The sequence below is a fragment of the Gelidimonas denitrificans genome (assembly GCF_055694065.1).
The window spans coordinates 522,033-543,589 of record NZ_CM146350.1 but is presented as its reverse complement, the minus strand read 5'-3'; the positions used below and the strand labels follow the sequence as shown (position 1 = coordinate 543,589).

The following is a 21,557-nucleotide window of genomic DNA, read 5'->3' as shown; positions in this document are numbered from 1 at the left end:
CCACCTCTGGTTAGTGTGGTGGTTAATCAAGTGTAATTTTAAATACTGGAGGGTGTAAATAGTTTTGTGTAATCGATCATTTGGCAGGAGACTGCCGCCACCAAGGAAAAACATGACCAAACGTAAAGTTAGCCAACCCGACCTGATTGATCTTTTGCTCGCCGATTACAAGAAACCGGAAGACCTGATCGGCGAGAACGGGATTTTAAAGCAGCTCACCAAGGCCATCGTGGAGCGCGCATTGCAAGCCGAACTGGCTGCCCACTTGGGCCACGACAAGCATGAAGCCGTGGTCAACCAGAACGGCAACACCCGTAACGGCAGTAGCGCCAAGACGCTCAAGGGTGATTTCGGCATCCTTCCCATCGAGATTCCACGGGACCGCGACGGCAGCTTCGAGCCGCTGCTCATTGCCAAACATCAGACCCGCTGGACCGGCTTCGACGACAAGATTCTGTCGCTGTATGCGCGTGGCATGACGGTGCGGGAGATTCAAAGTCACCTCGAAGAGATGTACGGCACCGCGGTGTCGCCGACGCTGATTTCGTCGGTGACAGACGCCGTCATGGACGAAGTCAAGGCATGGCAGGCGCACCCTCTGGATGCGCTGTACCCGATCGTCTATCTCGACTGCATTCATGCCAAGGTGCGCGACAGCGGTGCGGTGCGGATCAAGGCCGTGTATCTGACATTGGGCGTGAACCTCAATGGCGACAAGGAGTTGCTGGGCCTGTGGGTGGCCCAGACCGAGGGCGCCAAGTTCTGGCTGCAAGTCGTCACCGAACTGAAGAACCGCGGCGTGCAGGACATCTTCATTGCCTGTGTGGACGGCCTCAAAGGCTTCCCGAGGCGATTGAAGCGGTGTTCCCGAAGACGGCGGTGATCGTGCACATGGTGCGCTACAGTTTGAACTTCGTAGGCTGGAAATTGCGCAAGACGGTCGCGACCGACCTGCGCACCATTTACCAGGCAGCGACCGTTGAAGAAGCGGAAATGCGCTTGGCAGAATTCGATGCCAAATGGGGCGTGGATTATCCGTCGATTGTGCAGTCATGGCAACGCAACTGGCCGCGCATCGTCCCGTTCTTCGACTATCCGGCAGAAATCCGGAAGGTGATTTACACGACCAATGCGATCGAGTCCGTCAACATGAGTCTGCGCAAGGTCACCAAAAGCAGAGGCTCATTTCCCAATGACGATGCGTTGATCAGGCTGTATTATCTGGCACTGCGCAACATCAGCAAGAAGTGGGCGATGCCGATTCAGAATTGGAAAGCTGCTCTGAATCGCTTTACCATCATGTTCGATGCGCGTATGCCCCAGCATTAAACGATTTCCCGATTACACAAAATCGCGGACACCCTCGAATACTGAAGGTATTTATGTGTTGGAGCGCATAAAAAAACCCCCGTAGGATGAGTACGGGGGTTTTAGGGATAACAGCCTGACGATGACCTACTTTCACACGTGTTGACGCACTATCATCGGCGCGAAGTCGTTTCACGGTCCTGTTCGGGATGGGAAGGGGTGGTACCGACTTGCTATGGTCATCAGGCATAACTTGTAACATCGTTTGCTACTGCGTATATCGTATTGCTACGAGTGTGCATGTCAGCAAGCGACGCAATCTGGAAGAAGTAAAGATATATTATTTTTGGGTTGTGACTGCCAAAGTTGTCAAACACAAGTTTTACTCATTGATTTCTATAACCTGCCAAGGTTATAGGGACAAGCCTTACGGGCAATTAGTACTGGTTAGCTTAACGCATTACTGCGCTTCCACACCCAGCCTATCAACGTCCTGGTCTCGAACGACCCTTCAAGGAGCTCAGGGCTCCAGGGAAATCTCATCTTAAGGCAAGTTTCCCGCTTAGATGCTTTCAGCGGTTATCTCTTCCGAACTTAGCTACCCGGCAATGCCACTGGCGTGACAACCGGTACACCAGAGGTTCGTCCACTCCGGTCCTCTCGTACTAGGAGCAGCCCCCTTCAAATTTCCAACGCCCACGGCAGATAGGGACCAAACTGTCTCACGACGTTTTAAACCCAGCTCACGTACCACTTTAAATGGCGAACAGCCATACCCTTGGGACCGGCTACAGCCCCAGGATGTGATGAGCCGACATCGAGGTGCCAAACTCCCCCGTCGATATGAACTCTTGGGAGGAATCAGCCTGTTATCCCCAGAGTACCTTTTATCCGTTGAGCGATGGCCCTTCCATACAGAACCACCGGATCACTATGTCCTACTTTCGTACCTGCTCGACTTGTCAGTCTCGCAGTTAAGCACGCTTATGCCATTGCACTAACAGCACGATGTCCGACCGTACCTAGCGTACCTTCGAACTCCTCCGTTACACTTTGGGAGGAGACCGCCCCAGTCAAACTGCCTACCATGCACTGTCCCCGATCCGGATAACGGACCAAGGTTAGAATCTCAAACAAACCAGGGTGGTATTTCAAGGTTGGCTCCACGCAAACTAGCGTTCACGCTTCAAAGCCTCCCACCTATCCTACACAGATTGGTTCAAAATTCAATGCAAAGCTACAGTAAAGGTTCATGGGGTCTTTCCGTCTAGCCGCGGGTAGATTGCATCATCACAACCACTTCAACTTCGCTGAGTCTCGGGAGGAGACAGTGTGGCCATCGTTACTCCATTCGTGCAGGTCGGAACTTACCCGACAAGGAATTTCGCTACCTTAGGACCGTTATAGTTACGGCCGCCGTTTACTGGGACTTCAATCAAGAGCTTGCACCCCATCATTTAATCTTCCAGCACCGGGCAGGAGTCACACCATATACGTCCACTTTCGTGTTTGCATAGTGCTGTGTTTTTATTAAACAGTCGCAGCCACCAGTTTATTGCAACCCTTTCATCCTTCCCCCGCAGGGGGGTCAAACTACCAGGGCGTACCTTATCCCGAAGTTACGGTACCAATTTGCCGAGTTCCTTCTCCCGAGTTCTCTCAAGCGCCTTAGAATACTCATCTCGCCCACCTGTGTCGGTTTGCGGTACGGTCTTGTATGACTGAAGCTTAGAGGCTTTTCTTGGAACCACTTCCAATTGCTTCGCGAACAAGTTCGCTCGTCTCAACCCCTTGAATTACGCCCCCGGATTTGCCAAAGGGCCTTCTACAAGTCAAGAACCGGCACTTCCAACCGCCGGACAACCTTCTGTGATCCGTCCCCCCATCGCATCATACAATGGTGCAGGAATATTAACCTGCTTCCCATCAGCTACGCATCTCTGCCTCGCCTTAGGGGCCGACTCACCCTGCTCCGATGAACGTTGAACAGGAAACCTTGGGCTTACGGCGTGGAGGCTTTTCACCCCCATTATCGCTACTCATGTCAGCATTCGCACTTCTGATACCTCCAGCATCCTTTACAAGACACCTTCGCAGGCTTACAGAACGCTCTCCTACCATATCCTTACGGATATCCGCAGCTTCGGTGACTGGCTTAGCCCCGTTACATCTTCCGCGCAGGACGACTCGATCAGTGAGCTATTACGCTTTCTTTAAAGGATGGCTGCTTCTAAGCCAACCTCCTGACTGTTTTAGCCTTCCCACTTCGTTTTCCACTTAGCCAATCTTGGGGACCTTAGCTGGCGGTCTGGGTTGTTTCCCTCTTGACGCCGGACGTTAGCACCCGACGTCTGTCTCCCACGCTCGCACTCATCGGTATTCGGAGTTTGCAATGGTTTGGTAAGTCGCGATGACCCCCTAGCCATAACAGTGCTCTACCCCCGATGGTGATACGTGAGGCACTACCTAAATAGTTTTCGGAGAGAACCAGCTATTTCCAAGTTTGTTTAGCCTTTCACCCCTACCCACAGCTCATCCCCTAATTTTTCAACATTAGTGGGTTCGGACCTCCAGTGCGTGTTACCGCACCTTCATCCTGGCCATGAGTAGATCACTTGGTTTCGGGTCTACACCCAGCGACTAAATCGCCCTATTCGGACTCGATTTCTCTACGGCTTCCCTATACGGTTAACCTTGCCACTGAATGTAAGTCGCTGACCCATTATACAAAAGGTACGCAGTCACGGAACAAGTCCGCTCCTACTGTTTGTATGCACACGGTTTCAGGATCTATTTCACTCCCCTTCCGGGGTTCTTTTCGCCTTTCCCTCACGGTACTGGTTCACTATCGGTCGATATCGAGTATTTAGCCTTGGAGGATGGTCCCCCCATGTTCAGACAGGATTTCTCGTGTCCCGCCCTACTTGTCGCAAGCTTAGTACCACAATAAACATTTCGTGTACGGGGCTATCACCCTCTATGGCAGCCTTTTCCAAAGCTTTCCACTATGTCTACTGCTATTGCTTGCAGGCTCTTCCCATTTCGCTCGCCGCTACTTTGGGAATCTCGGTTGATTTCTTTTCCTGTAGCTACTTAGATGTTTCAGTTCGCCACGTTCGCTTTGCACACCTATGTATTCAGTGTGCAATGACCTTTCGGCCGGGTTTCCCCATTCGGAAATCTGCGGATCAAAGCGTGTTTGCTCGCTCCCCGCAGCTTATCGCAAGCTACTACGTCCTTCATCGCCTGATATCGCCAAGGCATCCACCATGTGCACTTATTCACTTGTCCCTATAACGTTGGCTTCTAACCCGATAGTGCTGTTCATGCACGGATTAAAAACCGGTTATAGGATATTTCTATGAGTATTACTTTAGCGTTTGCCGTATTGCAAGGAATTTGTATTTAAAACATCTTAACAAACTCGCTTTTAATACTTTTTGATTTGATACAATCACAACCCATCAAGTCATACAGATCCATCAATGTGCACGCCTGGCATTGCTGCCGCGATATTGCTATCAACGTGGGCATCGATTTATCCATACTCCTTGATAAATCTTTACTTCTTCCAAATTTTTAAAGAACGAAACAGCTAATGGCTTAAGAAACCAAACCTGAATTTTTCATGCACCTCTTACTTTTGCATGAGTGACTCAGGTTTGTATTCTTGATCAGTTACGTGGTGGAGGTTGACGGGATCGAACCGACGACCCCCTGCTTGCAAAGCAGGTGCTCTCCCAGCTGAGCTAAACCCCCAGTATCTTTTTTATACTCTTTGGTAGGTCTGGTTGGACTCGAACCAACGACCCCTGCGTTATCAACACAGTGCTCTAACCAGCTGAGCTACAGACCCGCTTGAATCAGCGACTAGTCAACTCTGCGCTGTTGGTCGTGCGGCTCTTCTTACACAACACACACGCTGGCAGTCCAATTACTGTTCATTGCTGCTCTTCTTTTTCATAACAGTCGATAAGTGTGAACACTTGACTTCAGCACATACTCTAGAAAGGAGGTGATCCAGCCGCACCTTCCGATACGGCTACCTTGTTACGACTTCACCCCAGTCACGAATCCCACCGTGGTAAGCGCCCTCCTTGCGGTTAAGCTACCTACTTCTGGTGAAACCCGCTCCCATGGTGTGACGGGCGGTGTGTACAAGACCCGGGAACGTATTCACCGCGACATGCTGATCCGCGATTACTAGCGATTCCAACTTCATGTAGTCGAGTTGCAGACTACAATCCGGACTACGATACACTTTCTGGGATTAGCTCCCCCTCGCGGGTTGGCGGCCCTCTGTATGTACCATTGTATGACGTGTGAAGCCCTACCCATAAGGGCCATGAGGACTTGACGTCATCCCCACCTTCCTCCGGCTTGTCACCGGCAGTCTCATTAGAGTGCCCTTTCGTAGCAACTAATGACAAGGGTTGCGCTCGTTGCGGGACTTAACCCAACATCTCACGACACGAGCTGACGACAGCCATGCAGCACCTGTGTTACGGCTCTCTTTCGAGCACCCTCTGATCTCTCAAAGGTTCCGTACATGTCAAGGGTAGGTAAGGTTTTTCGCGTTGCATCGAATTAATCCACATCATCCACCGCTTGTGCGGGTCCCCGTCAATTCCTTTGAGTTTTAATCTTGCGACCGTACTCCCCAGGCGGTCTACTTCACGCGTTAGCTGCGTTACTAAGTCAATTAAGACCCAACAACTAGTAGACATCGTTTAGGGCGTGGACTACCAGGGTATCTAATCCTGTTTGCTCCCCACGCTTTCGTGCATGAGCGTCAGTGTTATCCCAGGGGGCTGCCTTCGCCATCGGTATTCCTCCACATATCTACGCATTTCACTGCTACACGTGGAATTCTACCCCCCTCTGACACACTCTAGCCATGCAGTCACAAATGCAGTTCCCAGGTTGAGCCCGGGCATTTCACATCTGTCTTACATAACCGCCTGCGCACGCTTTACGCCCAGTAATTCCGATTAACGCTTGCACCCTACGTATTACCGCGGCTGCTGGCACGTAGTTAGCCGGTGCTTATTCTTCAGGTACCGTCATTAGTAAGCTATATTAGAACTCACCGTTTCTTCCCTGACAAAAGAGCTTTACAACCCGAAGGCCTTCTTCACTCACGCGGCATTGCTGGATCAGGGTTGCCCCCATTGTCCAAAATTCCCCACTGCTGCCTCCCGTAGGAGTCTGGACCGTGTCTCAGTTCCAGTGTGGCTGGTCGTCCTCTCAGACCAGCTACTGATCGTGGCCTTGGTAGGCTTTTACCCTACCAACTAGCTAATCAGATATCGGCCGCTCCACGAGCACAAGGTCCTTGCGAATCCCCTGCTTTCCTCCGTAGATCGTATGCGGTATTAGCGCAACTTTCGCTGCGTTATCCCCCACTCGAGGGTACGTTCCGATATATTACTCACCCGTTCGCCACTCGCCACCAGAGCAAGCTCCGTGCTGCCGTTCGACTTGCATGTGTAAGGCATGCCGCCAGCGTTCAATCTGAGCCAGGATCAAACTCTTCAGTTTAATCTCTGTTTTATGTCATTGCTGACATGGTCCATTTTACCGGACCGGTCGCTCACTCAAAATACTGACAGGCTCTTCTTGAAGTTGCCTCCAAAAAGATCCTATTTTTCTTCTGTGCGAGCATTTGATATTTTAAGTTTCACAACAGATACTTTCGCATCCGTCGCGGCGCTTCCATCAAGTGCTCACACTTATCGACTGTTAGTTGTTAAAGATCTTTCTTTTCTCCGCTAGCCCTGGCATCTTCACCCGGACCAACCAGACTGCAAAGCGTTTTGTTTGCAGCACTGAAGAGGGCAGATTATGCAGCGTTTTTCTTACTCAGTCAACATTTTCTTTCGTCACACCCGGCGCAAACTTCAACTCCCTGCACCCCGCGTTTCGTCTAATCCCGCCAACTTCCGCTGCCACTTCTCTCCCTGCTTATCGCCCCGCCTCTCAGCGGGAGCCGAACTATAGCAAACGTCGCTGAACTTTGGCAAGAGGTTTTCTAAAAAATTACATACGCCACCGCTTATGTGTCTTTGAAGCTAGACATATACAGGCTCTGGCTCCAGTTGCACACCGAAACGATCAAAAACATTCGCCTGTATTGTATTGGCTAGATGGACAATGTCGGCACCTGTTGCGCCACCCAGATTAACCAATACCAGCGCTTGTTTTTCATAGACGCCAACAGTTCCTCGAGTTTGACCTTTCCATCCGCATTGATCAATCAGCCAGCCAGCAGCAAGTTTATATTCGGATTCTGACTGCTTATAACTTACAAGTCCGGGAAAGATACTTTGCAATGCATCGCTTTGTTTAGCATCAACTATAGGGTTTTTGAAAAAACTCCCGACATTTCCGATTTTTGATGGGTCCGGTAGTTTGTCGGTGCGAATCGATATGACCGCTTCGCTTATATCGCGAGCGGATGGGTCGCACACTCCACTTTCCGCAAGTTTGCGCGCCACATCAGCATAGTGAACATTTGCTTGCCATTTCTTAGGTAATGCAAAGATAACTTCCAATACGATTACACGACCCTGCAGACCATGTTTGAATATGCTATCCCTGTAGCCAAACAGGCAATCGGAGTTGCGCAGTGTAATTACTTCATCAGTTTGAAAGTCGTACGCGCGCAAAGAGTAAATGTAATCTTTGGCTTCCACGCCATAGGCGCCAATATTCTGAATAGGAGCGGCACCGACACTGCCGGGAATCAAGGAAAGATTTTCCAACCCGCCCAACTTGCGATCCAGAGTCCACAGTACGAATTCATGCCAAGTCTCGCCGGCGGCGGCGCACACAAAGGTAAAGTCGTCATTTTCGGCAACAATATCAATGCCTTTCATACCCATATGCATTACCAGACCGGCAAAATCCTGCGTCAAGACAATATTGCTGCCACCACCCAATATCAATCTCGGCAATGTTGACAATGTATTGTCGCTACGGATAAACGCCAATATCTCTGGCGATGTCACTTCAGCATAAGCGTAAGCTTGGGCATTCACGCCAAAAGTATTGTTATTTAGCAAAGAAAAATCGTATTGAATGGAAGATCGGAGTGTCATAACGGGCCGTTTATAGGTGGAAGCGAATGTGGCAACTTGTTTTTTTGTCCGCTAAAATGCGCTACTAACTTGCAGCAGAATGCTGGATCAAGGCCGCCATTCAATTTTGTCTGGTCATTAAATTAAAGGAAGAATCATGCCATCGTTTGATGTTGTATCTGAAGCCAATATGGATGAAGTAAAAAATGCCATCGTTCAGACGAATAAAGTGGTGACCAATCGCTTTGATCTGAAGGGCACCAGCGCCAAGGTTGAGCTCAAGGAAAAAGAACGCGAAGTGACGATTTTTGGCGATTCTGAATTTCACCTGGAACAAATTATGCTCGAAGTCAACCAAACTATGGGCAAACGCGGGGTGGATATACGTTTTCTCGATAAGGGTAAGGTAGAGAAAATCGGTGGCGATAAAGTAAAGCAAATCATCAAGATCAAAAACGGTATCGAATCCGATGCCGCCAAAAAAATCGTGCGCCTGATTAAGGATGGAAAAATGAAAGTGCAAGCCAGCATTCAGGGCGATGCGGTGCGCATTACCGGCGCCAAAAGAGACGATTTGCAGACCGCCATGGCAATGCTGCGCAAGGATGTCCCTGACTTGCCTTTGGAGTTCAATAACTTCCGCGACTAAAAAAAATCGGGCCATGCTCCGTTTGGCGTGCCGCATCGACCTGCCAAAACTATCGACTTGCTGGAATCCAAACTTGCCATGCGCCTAAAAATTTTCCTGTTGCCATTCGTTTTTATGGGCGGCACTTCTTATGCTGCTGATATCGCTGTAGTCGGGCTATTCCCCGGCAAGGCAGTACTGGTGATCGATGGCGCGCCGCCGAAAACTTTTTCAGTCGGCAGTATGGTGACGGCGGATGTCAAGCTGCTGGCTGCCGATCAATCCAGCGCGACCGTAACCATCAACAACAAAAAGCAAACGATTGGCATTGGTCAGCATGTCAACCGCTTCGCGCCTACAGGTCCGACCAGCGTTGTCTTGCAGGCTAATGGCCAAGGGCATTTCATCGCGCAAGGGCAAATCAACGGCGGCACGATCCAGATGCTGATCGACACCGGAGCGACGATGATTGCCTTCTCCGAAACGGATGCACAGCGATTGAAGATCGATTACAAATCCGGTCAGCGTGGCAGGGTCAGCACCGCCAACGGCAGCATTCCGGTCTATCGGATCAAGCTCGATACGGTCAAGGTAGGCAGCATCGAACTGAATCAGGTCGATGCGGTGGTGCAGCAGGCCGGCCTGCCGTTTGCGCTACTCGGAATGTCCTTTCTGAGCCGGATGGAAATGCGCCGCGATGGCGATCGGATGACACTGACCAAAAGGTTTTGATGTCTGCGACATGAAGCTGGCTCAATGCGCCAGCTTCAAGGTAATGACTCCGGACACGATGAGCAGCGCGCCCAGATATCGTCCGAGACTGGCGCTGTCGCCAAAAAAACAAACTCCTACCAGGAACGTTCCGGCAGCGCCGATCCCGGTCCAGACTGCATAAGCGGTGCCCATTGGGATTTCTTTTTGTGCCGACCACAATAAATATCCGCTGACAGACATGCAAATAATCGCAAGAACGATCCCCATGATTCGTTTTTCCGGTATTTGCGATAACTTGAAACCCAACGGCCAGCCTATTTCAAACAGGCCTGCCAGAATCAGAAACAGCCAACTGCGCATTGAAACTCCCGATAAGTACAAAAGCATCAATAATTGACGCCCGCTTATCAAGGCTGTCAGATGAAGCTATGGATGCGCCACGATAAGGTCTTAATTTTATCGTGGCGCATCCAAATTAGCCGTTCTGTTCGTTCAAACGACGCGTCTTGACCGCCTCGGCCAGACCATTTAACAACTGTACGCTTTGCTCCCAATTGATGCAGCCATCGGTTATCGACTGGCCATAAGTCAGTTCTTTGCCCGGGGTCATATTCTGACGCCCGGCTACCAAATAGGATTCGACCATGACGCCGACGATGCGCTTGTCACCGGCCGCGATTTGTTGGGCGATGTCGGCGCACACCGGAATCTGGTTCTCGGGCTTTTTCGAACTATTGGCGTGCGACGCATCGATCATCAGACGTTGCGCCAGACCGCTTGCCGCTATGTCCTTGCAGGCAGCGTCCACGCTGGCCGCATCATAATTCGGCGCCTTGCCGCCGCGCAGAATGATGTGGCAATCTTCATTGCCGCCGGTGGCGACGATGGCAGAGTGGCCGCCCTTGGTGACCGACAGGAAGTGATGCGGCTGCGACGACGCCTTGATTGCATCCACCGCAATTTTGACATTGCCGTCGGTACCGTTCTTGAACCCGACTGGGCAAGACAAGCCGGAAGCCAGTTCGCGATGCACTTGGGATTCGGTGGTGCGGGCACCGATTGCGCCCCAGCTGATCAGATCGGCGATGTATTGCGGACTGATGACATCGAGAAATTCGGTGCCTGCCGGCAAGCCCATTTCATTTATTTTCAACAACAATTCACGCGCAATGCGCAATCCGTCATTAATACGGAAACTATTGTCCATGTACGGGTCGTTGATCAAACCTTTCCAGCCAACGGTGGTGCGCGGCTTTTCAAAATAGACGCGCATGACGATTTCCAACTCGCCTTTGAGTCGCTCGCACTCCTTGGCCAGCAGTTGCGCATATTCCAGCGCCGCCTTGGTATCGTGAATCGAGCAGGGGCCGATAACCACCATTAACCGGTCGTCCTGCCCGTGCAGGATGTTATGCAGCGCGACGCGGGCATGCGCGACGGTGGTCTCGGCCTTGTCAGAGCAACTAAATTCGCGAATAAGGTGGGACGGTGGAGTTAATTCTTTCATTTCTCGTATGCGTAAGTCATCGGTACGTGGCATGGTTTTTCCTGGTTATGAATATCGGGTAGACATAAAAAAACCGCCAGCGTTGGCGGTTTTTGTGAAATTCGGTTTGGTCTCGCCTGTCATGCTGCTTTTACGTGAACCTTCCGCCTCTCCACCGCCTTGGGCTGGGATAGCTAAAGTAAAAATAAAAGGTGGAATGTGCGAAAGTCATGTGCCGGGGTTTTTCATCTGTGCATTGATTTAAATCGAAATTAACTATAACAAGATTATTCAAGATTTGGCAAGCGCTTTTTCAACGCACGGCGGCAGCACCGGCATGCTCAGGCGGTGCCACCCACCGTCAACTCCTCGATGCGCAAAGTCGGCTGGCCGACGCCGACCGGCACGCTTTGCCCTTCCTTGCCGCACACCCCGACGCCAGGATCGAGCCGCAAGTCGTTGCCGATCATCGAGACCCGGTTCAGCACGTCCGGGCCATTGCCGATCAAGGTTGCACCCTTGACCGGATAAGTGATTTTGCCGTTTTCGATCATGTAGGCTTCGCTGGCGGAAAAGACGAATTTGCCGCTGGTGATGTCGACCTGGCCGCCGCCAAAATTGACCGCAAACAAACCGTTCTTGACCGAGGCCAGGATTTCTCCCGGGTCCTTGTCGCCTGCCAGCATGTAGGTATTGGTCATGCGCGGCATCGGCAGATGGGCGAACGATTCGCGCCGCGCATTGCCGGTAACAGGCATATTCATCAGCCTGGCGTTCATGGTGTCTTGCAGATAACCCTTCAGGACGCCGTCTTCGATCAACGTGGTGCACTGGCTGGGATTGCCTTCGTCATCGATATTGAGCGAACCGCGCCGGTCGGCGATGGTGCCGTCATCGACCACGGTCACGCCCTTGGCCGCGACCCGCTGGCCGATGCGACCGGAAAACGCGCTGGAACCCTTGCGGTTGAAATCGCCTTCCAGTCCGTGGCCGATGGCTTCATGCAGCAGAATGCCGGGCCAGCCCGGCGCCAGCACCACAGTCATCGGACCGGCCGGCGCGGGACGCGCATCCAGATTCACCAGCGCCGCCTTGACTGCATCCGTGGCGTACTGGTCCAGTAGCGCATCGTCAAAATAACCGTAGCTGTAGCGTCCGCCGCCGCCGGCGGAGCCCATCTCGCGGCGGCCATTCTGTTCGACGATCACGGTCACGGAAACCCGCACCAGCGGACGAATGTCGGCCGCCAGCACGCCGTCGCTGCGCACCACCAGCACCACATCGTATTCGCCGGCCAAACCAGCCATTACTTGCACTACCCGCGGGTCTTTGGCGCGGGCCATGCGTTCAACCCGTTCCAGCAGTTTGACTTTTTCAGTGGCGTCAAGCGAGGCCAGCGGATCGTTCGGCAAATACAGTGCGCGCCCGCCGACCTGTTGCATCGAGGACGCCACTTTCACTTTGCCGGCGCCGCGCCGGGCGATGGTGCGGGTGGCGGCTGCCGCTTCCAGCAATGCGTGTTCGGAAATCTCGTCCGAATAGGCAAAGGCGGTCTTGTCGCCGGCTACCGCGCGCACGCCGACGCCTTGGTCGATCGAGAAACTACCGGTCTTGACGATGCCTTCTTCCAGGCTCCAGCCTTCGCTTTTGGTGAACTGGAAATACAGGTCGGCATAATCGACCTTGTGGGTAAACATTGCGCTCAAGGTCTTGATCAGTTTGGATTCGTCCAGGCCGAAAGGCGTGAGCAGAATGTCGCGGGCGACGGCAAGAGTACTGAGATTCGGTTCAAATGGTTTCATGGGCGGTCGCAATCGCGCTTGGCGCGCAGTATGTTGGTTCGTGAGTTGATTCGGAGATGGGACGATTGTAGAGCATCTGGCAGCGCCGGGCAGGCGTGGCGCGGATCGGCCCTTCGCCAGCATCGATGCCAATCCCGGGATTTATCTGCAATAATTAAAAATATGCGGAGTATGCTTTAAAACATGATAATTACCGCATATATCATATGCGGTAATTAAAAATACAGTTATATGTATATATCTACGCTTAAGTTTACAAAGCCGGCGTGGCGAGTTTGCGGTGGCGCAGCGCCGGCAGGTTTTCGCGCACGCGGGCCAGCAGCTGCGGATCGAATTCGCCCGCCACCACGCCCTCCCCTTCGGCCAGCACCGCCTTGATTTCGCCCCACGGGTCGATCAGCATGCTGTGGCCCCAAGTGCGGCGGCCGTTCGGATGCACGCCGCCCTGCGCTGCGGCCAGCACGTAGCACTGGTTTTCGATGGCGCGCGCGCGCAGCAGGATTTCCCAGTGGGCGCGACCGGTGGTGTAGGTAAAGGCGGCCGGCACCACGATCAGCGCGCATTCGCCCATCGCCCGATATAGTTCCGGAAAGCGCAAGTCGTAGCACACTGACAAGCCGACCCGGCCGAATGGCGCGGCGAAGGTGGCGACCTCCGCGCCAGGCACGATGGTGCGCGACTCGTCATAGGTTTCGTCGCCTTTGGTAAAGCCGAACAGATGAATTTTGTCGTAGTGGCAAATGCAGCTGCCTTGCGGATCGAACACCAGCGTCGTATTCATGACCTTGCCGGACTCGGGCGCTGCCATCGGCAAAGTGCCGCCGATCAGCCAGATGCCGTGCTGGCGCGCCAGCTCCGCCATCGCAGCCTGCAACGGCCCGCTGCCGACCGATTCGGCATGCGCCACTTTGTCGGATTCATCCATCCCCATGATCGACCAATATTCGGGCAGCAGCACCAGTTGCGCGCCCTGTTGCGCGGCCTCGGCAACCAGGCGGCGCGCGGTGGCGATATTTTCTGCCGGGTGCGGCGTCGAAATCATTTGCAGCGCCGCGATGCGGATTAATGCGTTGTCTTGTGTCATCTGCTTGCCTCTTGCTGATACTTTATTTGTTAGAAACGCCGGAGCCGATATCTGCCTTGGCCTTGTTGTCGATTTTGGTGACGACCGGCTCTTGCCACGGGCCGCTGATCTGATACTCGTAGGTAAACGCCCGCGCCAGCGGTTCGCGCAGGAATAATTGCGCCAGGAAAGTCCCCAGGCCGATGAGCGGATTGACCGCCAGCGCGTACACCACCGATGCGGCGCCGGCATTGATTTCCGGAATCACCGCGACATGCAGGTTTTGTGTCTCTTTGGCGATATCGGCGCTGCCGTCGATCAATACCGCGGCACTCACGCTGCGCATCTTGAAGTTATCGGTTCTGGCCAGGCCGCGCTGGATGGTGGCGGTGGCGGTCACGCCGTCAAAGGCAAATCCATCGGAAAAAATATCGCGGAAGTCCAGCGTCAGCCGGCGCGGCAGCGACTGCAGGCTCAACACACCCAGCAATTTCGCCACGCCCGGTTCGACCTTGAGGAATTGGCCGGCAGCCATATCCAGGTGAATCTGACCGCTCAGGCTGGGGATGTCCAGCGAAAAAGGCAAACCATCCCAGTTGATATTGCCGTCCAGCTTGCCTTTGCCACCGCGCAAAACATCGTCGTAACCGAAGCGCCGCAGCAACTTGCCGGCATTCTCCACATCCAGCGCGTAAGTCAGCTCGGTCTTGCTTTGACCGTCCTTGGTGACCCATTTGCCGGCGGCATTCATGCTGACATCGTCATTGGCAATGGCCAGCCGGTTGATGCGCCATTCGCGCATGCCCTGCACTTTCAAATTGTTGGCCACCACCTCCAGCCGCCCCAATTTCTTGTTGAACAGTGTGAAATTCTCGGCCACGATATCCAGGCTCGGGATTTGCGTCGGCGCATTTTTGCCTTCGAGCAGATTGCCGACGTCCGAAACATCCGACTGCGGGATAGTCAGCGTCGCCAGCCGCGCCGTCACCCGGCCCATGGCGCCGGCGGCCGAATCCCAGGTCACGTAACCGGAAACCTGGCTGGCGTCGATATTGGCTTGCCAGGTTTCTTTCTGATGCGAGGCGCCGACCACCACGTTATCGAGCCGTTTTCCCATCACAAACAAGGTTTTGGCGCGCGCTGCCATGGTGTCGGGTTCAAGGTATTGGCTGACATCTTGGGCACCGTGCGGCTGGGCTGGCGCAGCATCGCCAACGGCGCTGCCTGCGCTACCAGCGTTGCCTGCAGCGGTAATCTCGCTGCTCACCCGCTGCCATTCATCCAGATTCAACGACTGCAATTCGACGTTTGCCGCCAGCCCGCTATCGGGCAGCGGCGGCGGCGCATTGACGCCGATGCCGCCACGTAATACGTGCCATGGCGCTTGTTGCTCCAGCGTCTTCTGACGCACGTAATGCGCGGCTATGGTCGTGCCCAGTGATATCTGGATCTGGTCGCGTAGCAGCAACGGATCATCCGAAGGCAGCGCGCCAAGCTGCAACTTGAGCGGCAGAGTCGCGTTCTCAGCCTTTTGCAAAGGCGCGGGGAAATTCAGCGCCAGCCCTTGCAGGCCGGAGTCGATCAGCAACTCCAGTTGTTTATCCTTGACCGTCACGACGCTGCTGTAACGGGTGCTGCCGGCGATGCGCTGGGTGAGACCTTGGATCGCCGGCGTCGGATACGATGCGCGCAGGCCCAGTGCGGAAACGCTGCCATCGACCTTGATGCGAATGTTGCCGTCGGCCTGGGTGCCGCCGGAGGCGACTGCCGGCCCGCCCAGCAAGTTGGCGCTCACGCCGTTCAGGTTGAAGCCTTTTTCATTGAATTCAAGCTTGCCTTGCGCAGCCGACAGCTTTGGTATCGCTTCCTGCAGGGACACCGCATTGTTGTTCAGTTGCAGCGTGCCGTTGACTTTCGATTCCAGCAGCCGCTCCAGCGGCAATCGCAGCTTCAGCGCCAGTTTGGCGGTGCCGTCGCCTTTTGACTCTGCGGTGAAATCATCGATCCAGCCGGCGACCGGACTGTTGTTGACATAGCTGAAATAGTTCTGCAGCAAGCCAGCTGCATTGCCATCGACTTCCAGCATGCTGTCGTGCGACAGCAAATCCGGAATCACCACCTTCACGCCGGACAGCGCCGCGCCATGCGTTTTGGCCGAATCGCTGCGAATCTCCATGCGGGCATTGTCGAACACGAAGCTGCCCTGGATCTGTTCGAGTTCCGGCCACTCCGGCGACTTGCCATCCCGGCCGAAAAAGCCGGGAACGAAATTCAGCCTGCCGTCAACGATCTTGCCGGCAATCCTGAAGATTCCCTCCGGCTGTTTTGCCGCCTTGCCGCCGGCCATATCGGCCCGAAACGGCATTTTCGCCAGATCGCCCTTGAGCCGGATCGTGACCGCATCGGCCTGGCCGCCCTGCAGCGCGCCGACCAGCCAGGTGCGCAAATGCGCTGGCGTTTGCAGCGGCAGATACTGGCCGATTTTCTTCACATCGAAGCCGGAAAGTTTGCCGCTGATATCGATCTCGCCCAGCGGTTTGCCGGGCTGATGCACCAGCGGCACCAGATGCTGGCCCGACAAAGCGGCAACCATTCCATCCTGCACCAGATCCATCTTATCGATCCGGAACAGCAACTGATCCTGGCCCTGAAAGGTCCAGCCGGCCTGCATCTTCAATTGATCGATCGACATCATGGGCTCCGTGAAATAACCCGGCAAGGCCAGCTGGAGCTGGTTCGAGTCGAGCGAAAAACTGCCGCCCTTGTCGTTGGCATTGAGCCCGCCGGTCAGGTTTTCAAAGCCCGGAATCGCCGGCACCGCCGCCTGCGCCGGGGCAGTCGCGCTTTTTGCTCGCGCCGGCCGCGCCGGCTGGGCTTGCAGCGACAAACCGGCGAATTGCCCTTTGACCGCATACGCGGTGATTTCAGGATAAGCGCCCTGCCATTCGGCGGAAAAATCCCGCAGCTCTCCGCTCGGCGCGAAATCCGCCAGCATCTGCAGTTGCGCTGGCGTCAGCGGCAAACGCTGGGCGAAATTGGCCAGGGTCTGCAAATCCAGGCGCTGCGCCTTGACGCTGGTATTGTCCGGCTTACCGTTTTTGCCTGGCGCATACGATTCGCTGATGGTGGTCGCCGGCAGGTGCAAACCTTCCTTGGTCGTCAGCGAAAAATTGGAGACCGAAAATGCATGGGCGCGCGCACCCAACGCCGGTGTGTCCGCAGCAGGAGTAGGCGCTGCGGCGGCATCAAATTCTTCGCGCGCAAAAATACGGCCATTGACCTGCGCCAGGTTGAGCGGCTGCAAATCCTTGCGCAGACGTGTTGATAGGTCCGACAGCGCCAGGTCGGCGGTGAAGTCGGCAATTCTGGCCTGATTGAAATGGAGCCAGGCGCGCACCGAACCGGCGCCCTGCATGACCTCGATCGGATATTCCGCATAGGCGCTCCAGGCGGCCAAATCGGTCTTCGGCACATCGGCGAACAGCACGCCCTTCCAGCGCATCAGATCCGAAATATTGCGGGAAAAATACGGATGGACGAAGTCGGCGCGCACATCGATCGGTGCTGCCAGCGCCACCGGCGGCGCGGCCTGAAGCCCGAACTGATGACGCCGCGCATGATTGCGCAATCTGACATTCAGGCTCGCCAGGATCAGTTCCGGCGCGCCGCGCTGCTTGTCGTTCCAGCGCAAGCGCCCTTCGTGCACCACGATCTCGCGCTGCGCCAGCAACCAGTTGGCGCCACGGTTATCGGTTTTTTTTCTGGTATCGATGAAAATCCCGCCGACATACAGGTTGCCGTCGGCGGCGCGCCGGATATCCAGGTCGGGGCGATTGATTTCCAGCAGGGCCAGACGCACCTCGCCTGCCACCACCGACCACCAGGAAAAGGTGGCGGAAATGCTGGGCAGCGACAGCGCCTGCCGGCCATCCTGATCGAGAACGACCACGTCATTGAGCGACAGATACGGTTGCAAGCCATGCCAGGATGCGTACACCCGCGCAATCGTGACGGGCCGGCCAACCACCTGGCTGACCATGCGTTCGATATCGCCTTTGTAATTGTCGATATTCGGCAACACTGCATAGCGCAAGGTCAGAAACAGGCCGCAAAAAATAAAATAGGCGAGCACCAGCAGCCGTATCAGCCAGCGCAACGCATGGTGCGACAGCGCATTGACCTTGGCATAGGCCAGACGCGCGGCCCACCAGTGCCGGGACCAGCGGGCACGAGGGCCGGCTGGAGATGATTGATCTGTGGTCATTAACGGTTATGCAAAAAAGACTCGGCGTAAAATGCGCAGACTTGCATGATAGCCAAAAACGGCCGCTTGCCACGCTTCGATAAGGATCATCAGATACCTGATGATGGCTACGAACAGATTAGAAACGCGCGCGAAATAATGTGCGTATTTGTTTTGCGTTCCTTAAATCACTGATGCTACGCACCAAAAAATCAGTCCACGAAAGACACGAAAAAACCGACTCCACCACGGCCGAAAGAATGGGGTTATGCATTCTTTCGTGCTCTTCGTGTCTTTCGTGGACAATGCTTTTCATGACGCGCAAGCACAGCGCATAACAGCAGTTAAATAACTCCAACTTCCTATGACCACATCATTATTAAGAAGTGCCGCAGCGTCCCGATTCTATGCGCGCTGGCTGAGTGCCGAACCGCAGCGCCCGAGCTTGGTCGCCAGTATCGCCGAATTCCCCTTCAGCCGAAGCTGCTTTGTGCGCCTATTGCAAAATGAAACAGCGGCCGGCATGCCTCTGCCGCGCGCGATGCGCCGTCTGCGCAACCTGATCATCGCCACCCTGATCGAGCGCGACCTGAGCGGCTGTGCCGACATGGACGAAGTCGTCCGCACCATGAGTGAATTTGCCGAGTTCGCGGTGCAAACCCATCTGGCCGCGCTGATGGCTGACATGGTCGCGCTGCACGGCAGCCCGGTAGGCGAAGATTCCGCTGCCGAGCAGGAATTGATCGTGCTCGGGATGGGCAAACTGGGCGGCGCTGAACTCAACGTCTCGTCCGACATCGACCTCATCTTCGTGTATGCGGAAGACGGTGAAACCCGCACCACCACGCCGGAGCAGCGGCCGCTCTCGAACCACGAATTTTTTATCCGGCTGGGCAAAAAGCTGATTCATGCGATCTCGGAAATCGAGGAAGACGGCTTCACCTTCCGGGTCGACATGGCGCTGCGCCCGAATGGCGCATCCGGCCCGCTGGCCGCCAGCTTCAATATGGTGGAAGAATATTTTATCGTCCAGGGCCGCGAATGGGAGCGCTACGCCTGGGTCAAGGCGCGCGCGCTGACCGGGCGCGCAGCCGATATCACGTTGCTGGAAAGCATCATTCGACCGTTCGTGTATCGGCGCTATCTGGATTTCGGCGCGATCGATGCGATCCGCAACATGCACAGCCAGATCCGGGCCGAAGTCATTCGCCAGGAAACCCGCCACCCGGAGCGCAGCAACAACGTCAAGCTGGGGCGCGGCGGCATCCGCGAAATCGAATTCATCGCGCAAGTGTTCCAGCTGATCCGGGGCGGGCGCGACCCCGCGCTGCGCGACCGCTCGACCCGCGGCGTGCTGAAAACGCTGGCCGAAAAAGGCATCCTGAGCCAGCAATGCGTCGATCAATTGCTGGCCGCAAATATTTTCCTGCGTAATCTGGAACACCGGCTGCAATACATCGAAGACGCCCAGACCCACATCCTGCCCTCCAACGCGGCCGACCAGCTTATTGTTGCCAACATGATGGGCATAGCTGGCGTGCCCGCACTGTTGCAAGCGCTGGACGCGCAGCGCCAGATCGTCGCGGCCCGGTTCGATGCGATTTTCAGCGAAAAGGACGAGACCCAGAACGCAACCGGCGCGCCAGCCGGTTGTGCGCCCATCGACCTGCAGATGTTCGCCAACCTGCCGGACGCCGAAAAAGCGGAAGCCATCCAAGCCCAGTTGACTGCAATCGGCTTTAACGAGGCGCCGGCAGCGGCCCAGCGCCTGCTCGAAACCGGCAAGTCTTCGCGCCTGCAATCGCTGCCGCTGGACAGCCGCAAGAAATTCCTGGCCCTGATCAATGCCGCGCTGCCGCTGATCGCGCAGACAAAAAAAGCCCAGTTGACCGCCCTCTCCCGCCTGCTCGACTTGCTCGAAACTATCGCCCGCCGCTCCGCCTATCTGTCGCTATTGACCGAATACCCGCCGGCATTGCAGCGCGTGATCCGCATGATGCAGGCCAGCGACTGGGCGGCAAAATATCTGACCCGCCACCCGATCCTGCTGGACGAACTGCTGGATGAAAACATGGTGCGGATGGCGCCGGTATGGGCCAGTTTCGGCGTCGAACTGGAACAACAGCTCGACGCTGCCACCTTCAACGGCGAGCCCGATACCGAACTGCAAATGAATATCCTGCGCGACATGCACCATGCGCAACTGTTCCGGCTGCTGGTGCTGGACCTGGAAGGCGCTCTCAGCATGGAACATCTGGCCGATCATTTATCGCAACTGGCCGACATCATCGTCACCGCCACCATCCGCGCAGTCTGGAAAACCATCCCGAAACGTCACATCGAGACTCCGAAATTCGCCGTCATCGCCTATGGCAAACTGGGCGGCAAGGAACTCGGCTACGCCTCCGACCTCGACGTAATCTTCCTGTACGACGACGAAGATCAGGATGCGCCCGCCCTGTACGCCAAGCTGGCGCAGCGCTTCATCACCTGGATGACGTCCCACACCTCGTCCGGCATCCTGTTCGACATCGACATCGCGCTGCGCCCCGACGGCGGCAGCGGCTTGCTGGTGTCGTCGGTCGCCTCGTTCGGCCGCTACCAGAGCGAATCGGCCTGGCTGTGGGAACACCAGGCGCTGACCCGCGCCCGCTTCTGCTCCGGCGACGCCGCCATCGGCGAGCGCTTCGAAGCGATCCGCGACCAGGTGCTGCGCCAACCCAAGGACGAAGCCCAGCTCAGGGACGACATCCTGCAAATGCGCCGCAAGCTGCACAGCGCCCATCCCAACCGCAGCGAAATGTTCGACCTCAAGCACGATGCCGGCGGCATGATCGACATCGAATTCATCGTCCAATACCTGGTGCTGCGCCACGCCGGCCAATACCCGCAACTGACCGCCAACATCGGCAACATCGCGCTGCTCAAATTGTGCGGCGCGCTCGGCCTGCTCGACGCACCGCTGGCCGAAGCCGTCGCCAGCGCCTACCGCGACTTCCGCAAGATGCAGCACAACATCCGCCTGCAAGGCAGCGACCGGGCACGGGTAGAGCTGGAGGAAGTGGCAGCCAGAGTGGACGACGTGAAACAGCTATGGGAAGCGGTGTTCGGGGTTGTCGGCTGAGGGGCACGTTGAGTGGCAGCGATTGTTGGACTTCGCTGCGATTAACATAAGCTACCCGCTGTATTTTTTAACAGTGCTTTAGATGTATGCGGTAAATGGCATGTTTATTG

The 21,557-nt window shown here is 55.2% G+C and carries 10 protein-coding genes, 2 tRNA genes, 3 rRNA genes and 1 pseudogene; 5 read left to right on the top strand and 11 right to left on the bottom strand.

What is annotated here, in order from left to right; genetic code table 11:
* Positions 1 to 112: 112 nt before the first annotated feature.
* Positions 113 to 1,317, top strand: a pseudogene (locus FKCLFG_RS02555) (transposase); the annotation flags it as partial.
* A 125-nt stretch (positions 1,318 to 1,442) separates the two neighbouring features.
* Here the strand turns inward: FKCLFG_RS02555 and rrf are convergent.
* The 6 genes from rrf to murB form a co-directional block, all read right to left on the bottom strand.
* Positions 1,443 to 1,555, bottom strand: a 5S ribosomal RNA gene (gene rrf, locus FKCLFG_RS02550).
* Positions 1,556 to 1,724: 169 nt separating this feature from the next.
* Positions 1,725 to 4,599 (bottom strand): 23S ribosomal RNA (locus tag FKCLFG_RS02545).
* Between the two features lie 392 nt (positions 4,600 to 4,991).
* Positions 4,992 to 5,067 (bottom strand) — tRNA-Ala (locus tag FKCLFG_RS02540).
* A gap of 20 nt (positions 5,068 to 5,087) precedes the next feature.
* Positions 5,088 to 5,164, bottom strand: a tRNA-Ile gene (locus FKCLFG_RS02535).
* A 152-nt stretch (positions 5,165 to 5,316) separates the two neighbouring features.
* Positions 5,317 to 6,849, bottom strand: a 16S ribosomal RNA gene (locus FKCLFG_RS02530).
* The 16S, 23S and 5S rRNA genes sit together here with 2 tRNA genes alongside, the layout of an rRNA operon.
* 530 nt (positions 6,850 to 7,379) lie before the next feature.
* Positions 7,380 to 8,408: a UDP-N-acetylmuramate dehydrogenase gene (gene murB, locus FKCLFG_RS02525; RefSeq protein ID WP_472614672.1), complete on the bottom strand. Its 1,029-nt coding sequence runs from the start codon at positions 8,406 to 8,408 to the stop codon at positions 7,380 to 7,382.
* A 136-nt stretch (positions 8,409 to 8,544) separates the two neighbouring features.
* Here murB and FKCLFG_RS02520 point away from each other — a divergent pair, with 136 nt between their 5' ends.
* Both FKCLFG_RS02520 and FKCLFG_RS02515 read left to right on the top strand, forming a co-directional pair.
* Positions 8,545 to 9,036 (top strand): YajQ family cyclic di-GMP-binding protein, encoded by a 492-nt coding sequence (locus FKCLFG_RS02520; RefSeq protein ID WP_472614671.1) that lies wholly within the window; start codon positions 8,545 to 8,547, stop codon positions 9,034 to 9,036.
* 78 nt (positions 9,037 to 9,114) lie between these two features.
* Positions 9,115 to 9,747: a retropepsin-like aspartic protease family protein gene (locus FKCLFG_RS02515; protein WP_472614670.1), complete on the top strand. Its 633-nt coding sequence runs from the start codon at positions 9,115 to 9,117 to the stop codon at positions 9,745 to 9,747.
* Between the two features lie 21 nt (positions 9,748 to 9,768).
* Here FKCLFG_RS02515 and FKCLFG_RS02510 read toward each other — a convergent pair whose 3' ends face one another.
* Positions 9,769 to 10,089 (bottom strand): DMT family transporter, encoded by a 321-nt coding sequence (locus FKCLFG_RS02510; RefSeq protein WP_472614669.1) that lies wholly within the window; start codon positions 10,087 to 10,089, stop codon positions 9,769 to 9,771.
* 115 nt (positions 10,090 to 10,204) lie between these two features.
* Entirely contained in the window at positions 10,205 to 11,269 is a 1,065-nt protein-coding gene (gene aroG, locus FKCLFG_RS02505; protein ID WP_472614668.1) for a 3-deoxy-7-phosphoheptulonate synthase AroG, read from the bottom strand.
* Here aroG and FKCLFG_RS02500 point away from each other — a divergent pair.
* Positions 11,268 to 11,480 (top strand): hypothetical protein, encoded by a 213-nt coding sequence (locus tag FKCLFG_RS02500; protein ID WP_472614667.1) that lies wholly within the window; start codon positions 11,268 to 11,270, stop codon positions 11,478 to 11,480. The two genes, aroG and FKCLFG_RS02500, sit on opposite strands and share 2 nt — an antisense overlap.
* A 76-nt stretch (positions 11,481 to 11,556) precedes the next feature.
* On the opposite strand, the gene tldD is transcribed toward FKCLFG_RS02500, so the two are convergent.
* The 3 genes from tldD to FKCLFG_RS02485 all read right to left on the bottom strand — a co-directional run bounded on the left by tldD (position 11,557) and on the right by FKCLFG_RS02485 (position 18,344).
* A complete protein-coding gene (gene tldD / locus FKCLFG_RS02495) occupies positions 11,557 to 13,017 on the bottom strand; it encodes a metalloprotease TldD (RefSeq protein ID WP_472614666.1) in 1,461 nt (486 codons plus the stop codon).
* Between the two features lie 253 nt (positions 13,018 to 13,270).
* Positions 13,271 to 14,101: a carbon-nitrogen hydrolase family protein gene (locus FKCLFG_RS02490; RefSeq protein ID WP_472614665.1), complete on the bottom strand. Its 831-nt coding sequence runs from the start codon at positions 14,099 to 14,101 to the stop codon at positions 13,271 to 13,273.
* A 22-nt stretch (positions 14,102 to 14,123) separates the two neighbouring features.
* Positions 14,124 to 18,344: a YhdP family protein gene (locus FKCLFG_RS02485; RefSeq protein ID WP_472614664.1), complete on the bottom strand. Its 4,221-nt coding sequence runs from the start codon at positions 18,342 to 18,344 to the stop codon at positions 14,124 to 14,126.
* A 343-nt stretch (positions 18,345 to 18,687) separates the two neighbouring features.
* Between FKCLFG_RS02485 and glnE the strand changes: the two genes are divergently transcribed.
* Positions 18,688 to 21,447, top strand: coding sequence for a bifunctional [glutamate--ammonia ligase]-adenylyl-L-tyrosine phosphorylase/[glutamate--ammonia-ligase] adenylyltransferase (glnE, locus tag FKCLFG_RS02480; RefSeq protein ID WP_472614663.1), 2,760 nt, complete (start codon positions 18,688 to 18,690; stop codon positions 21,445 to 21,447).
* Positions 21,448 to 21,557 lie beyond the last annotated feature (110 nt).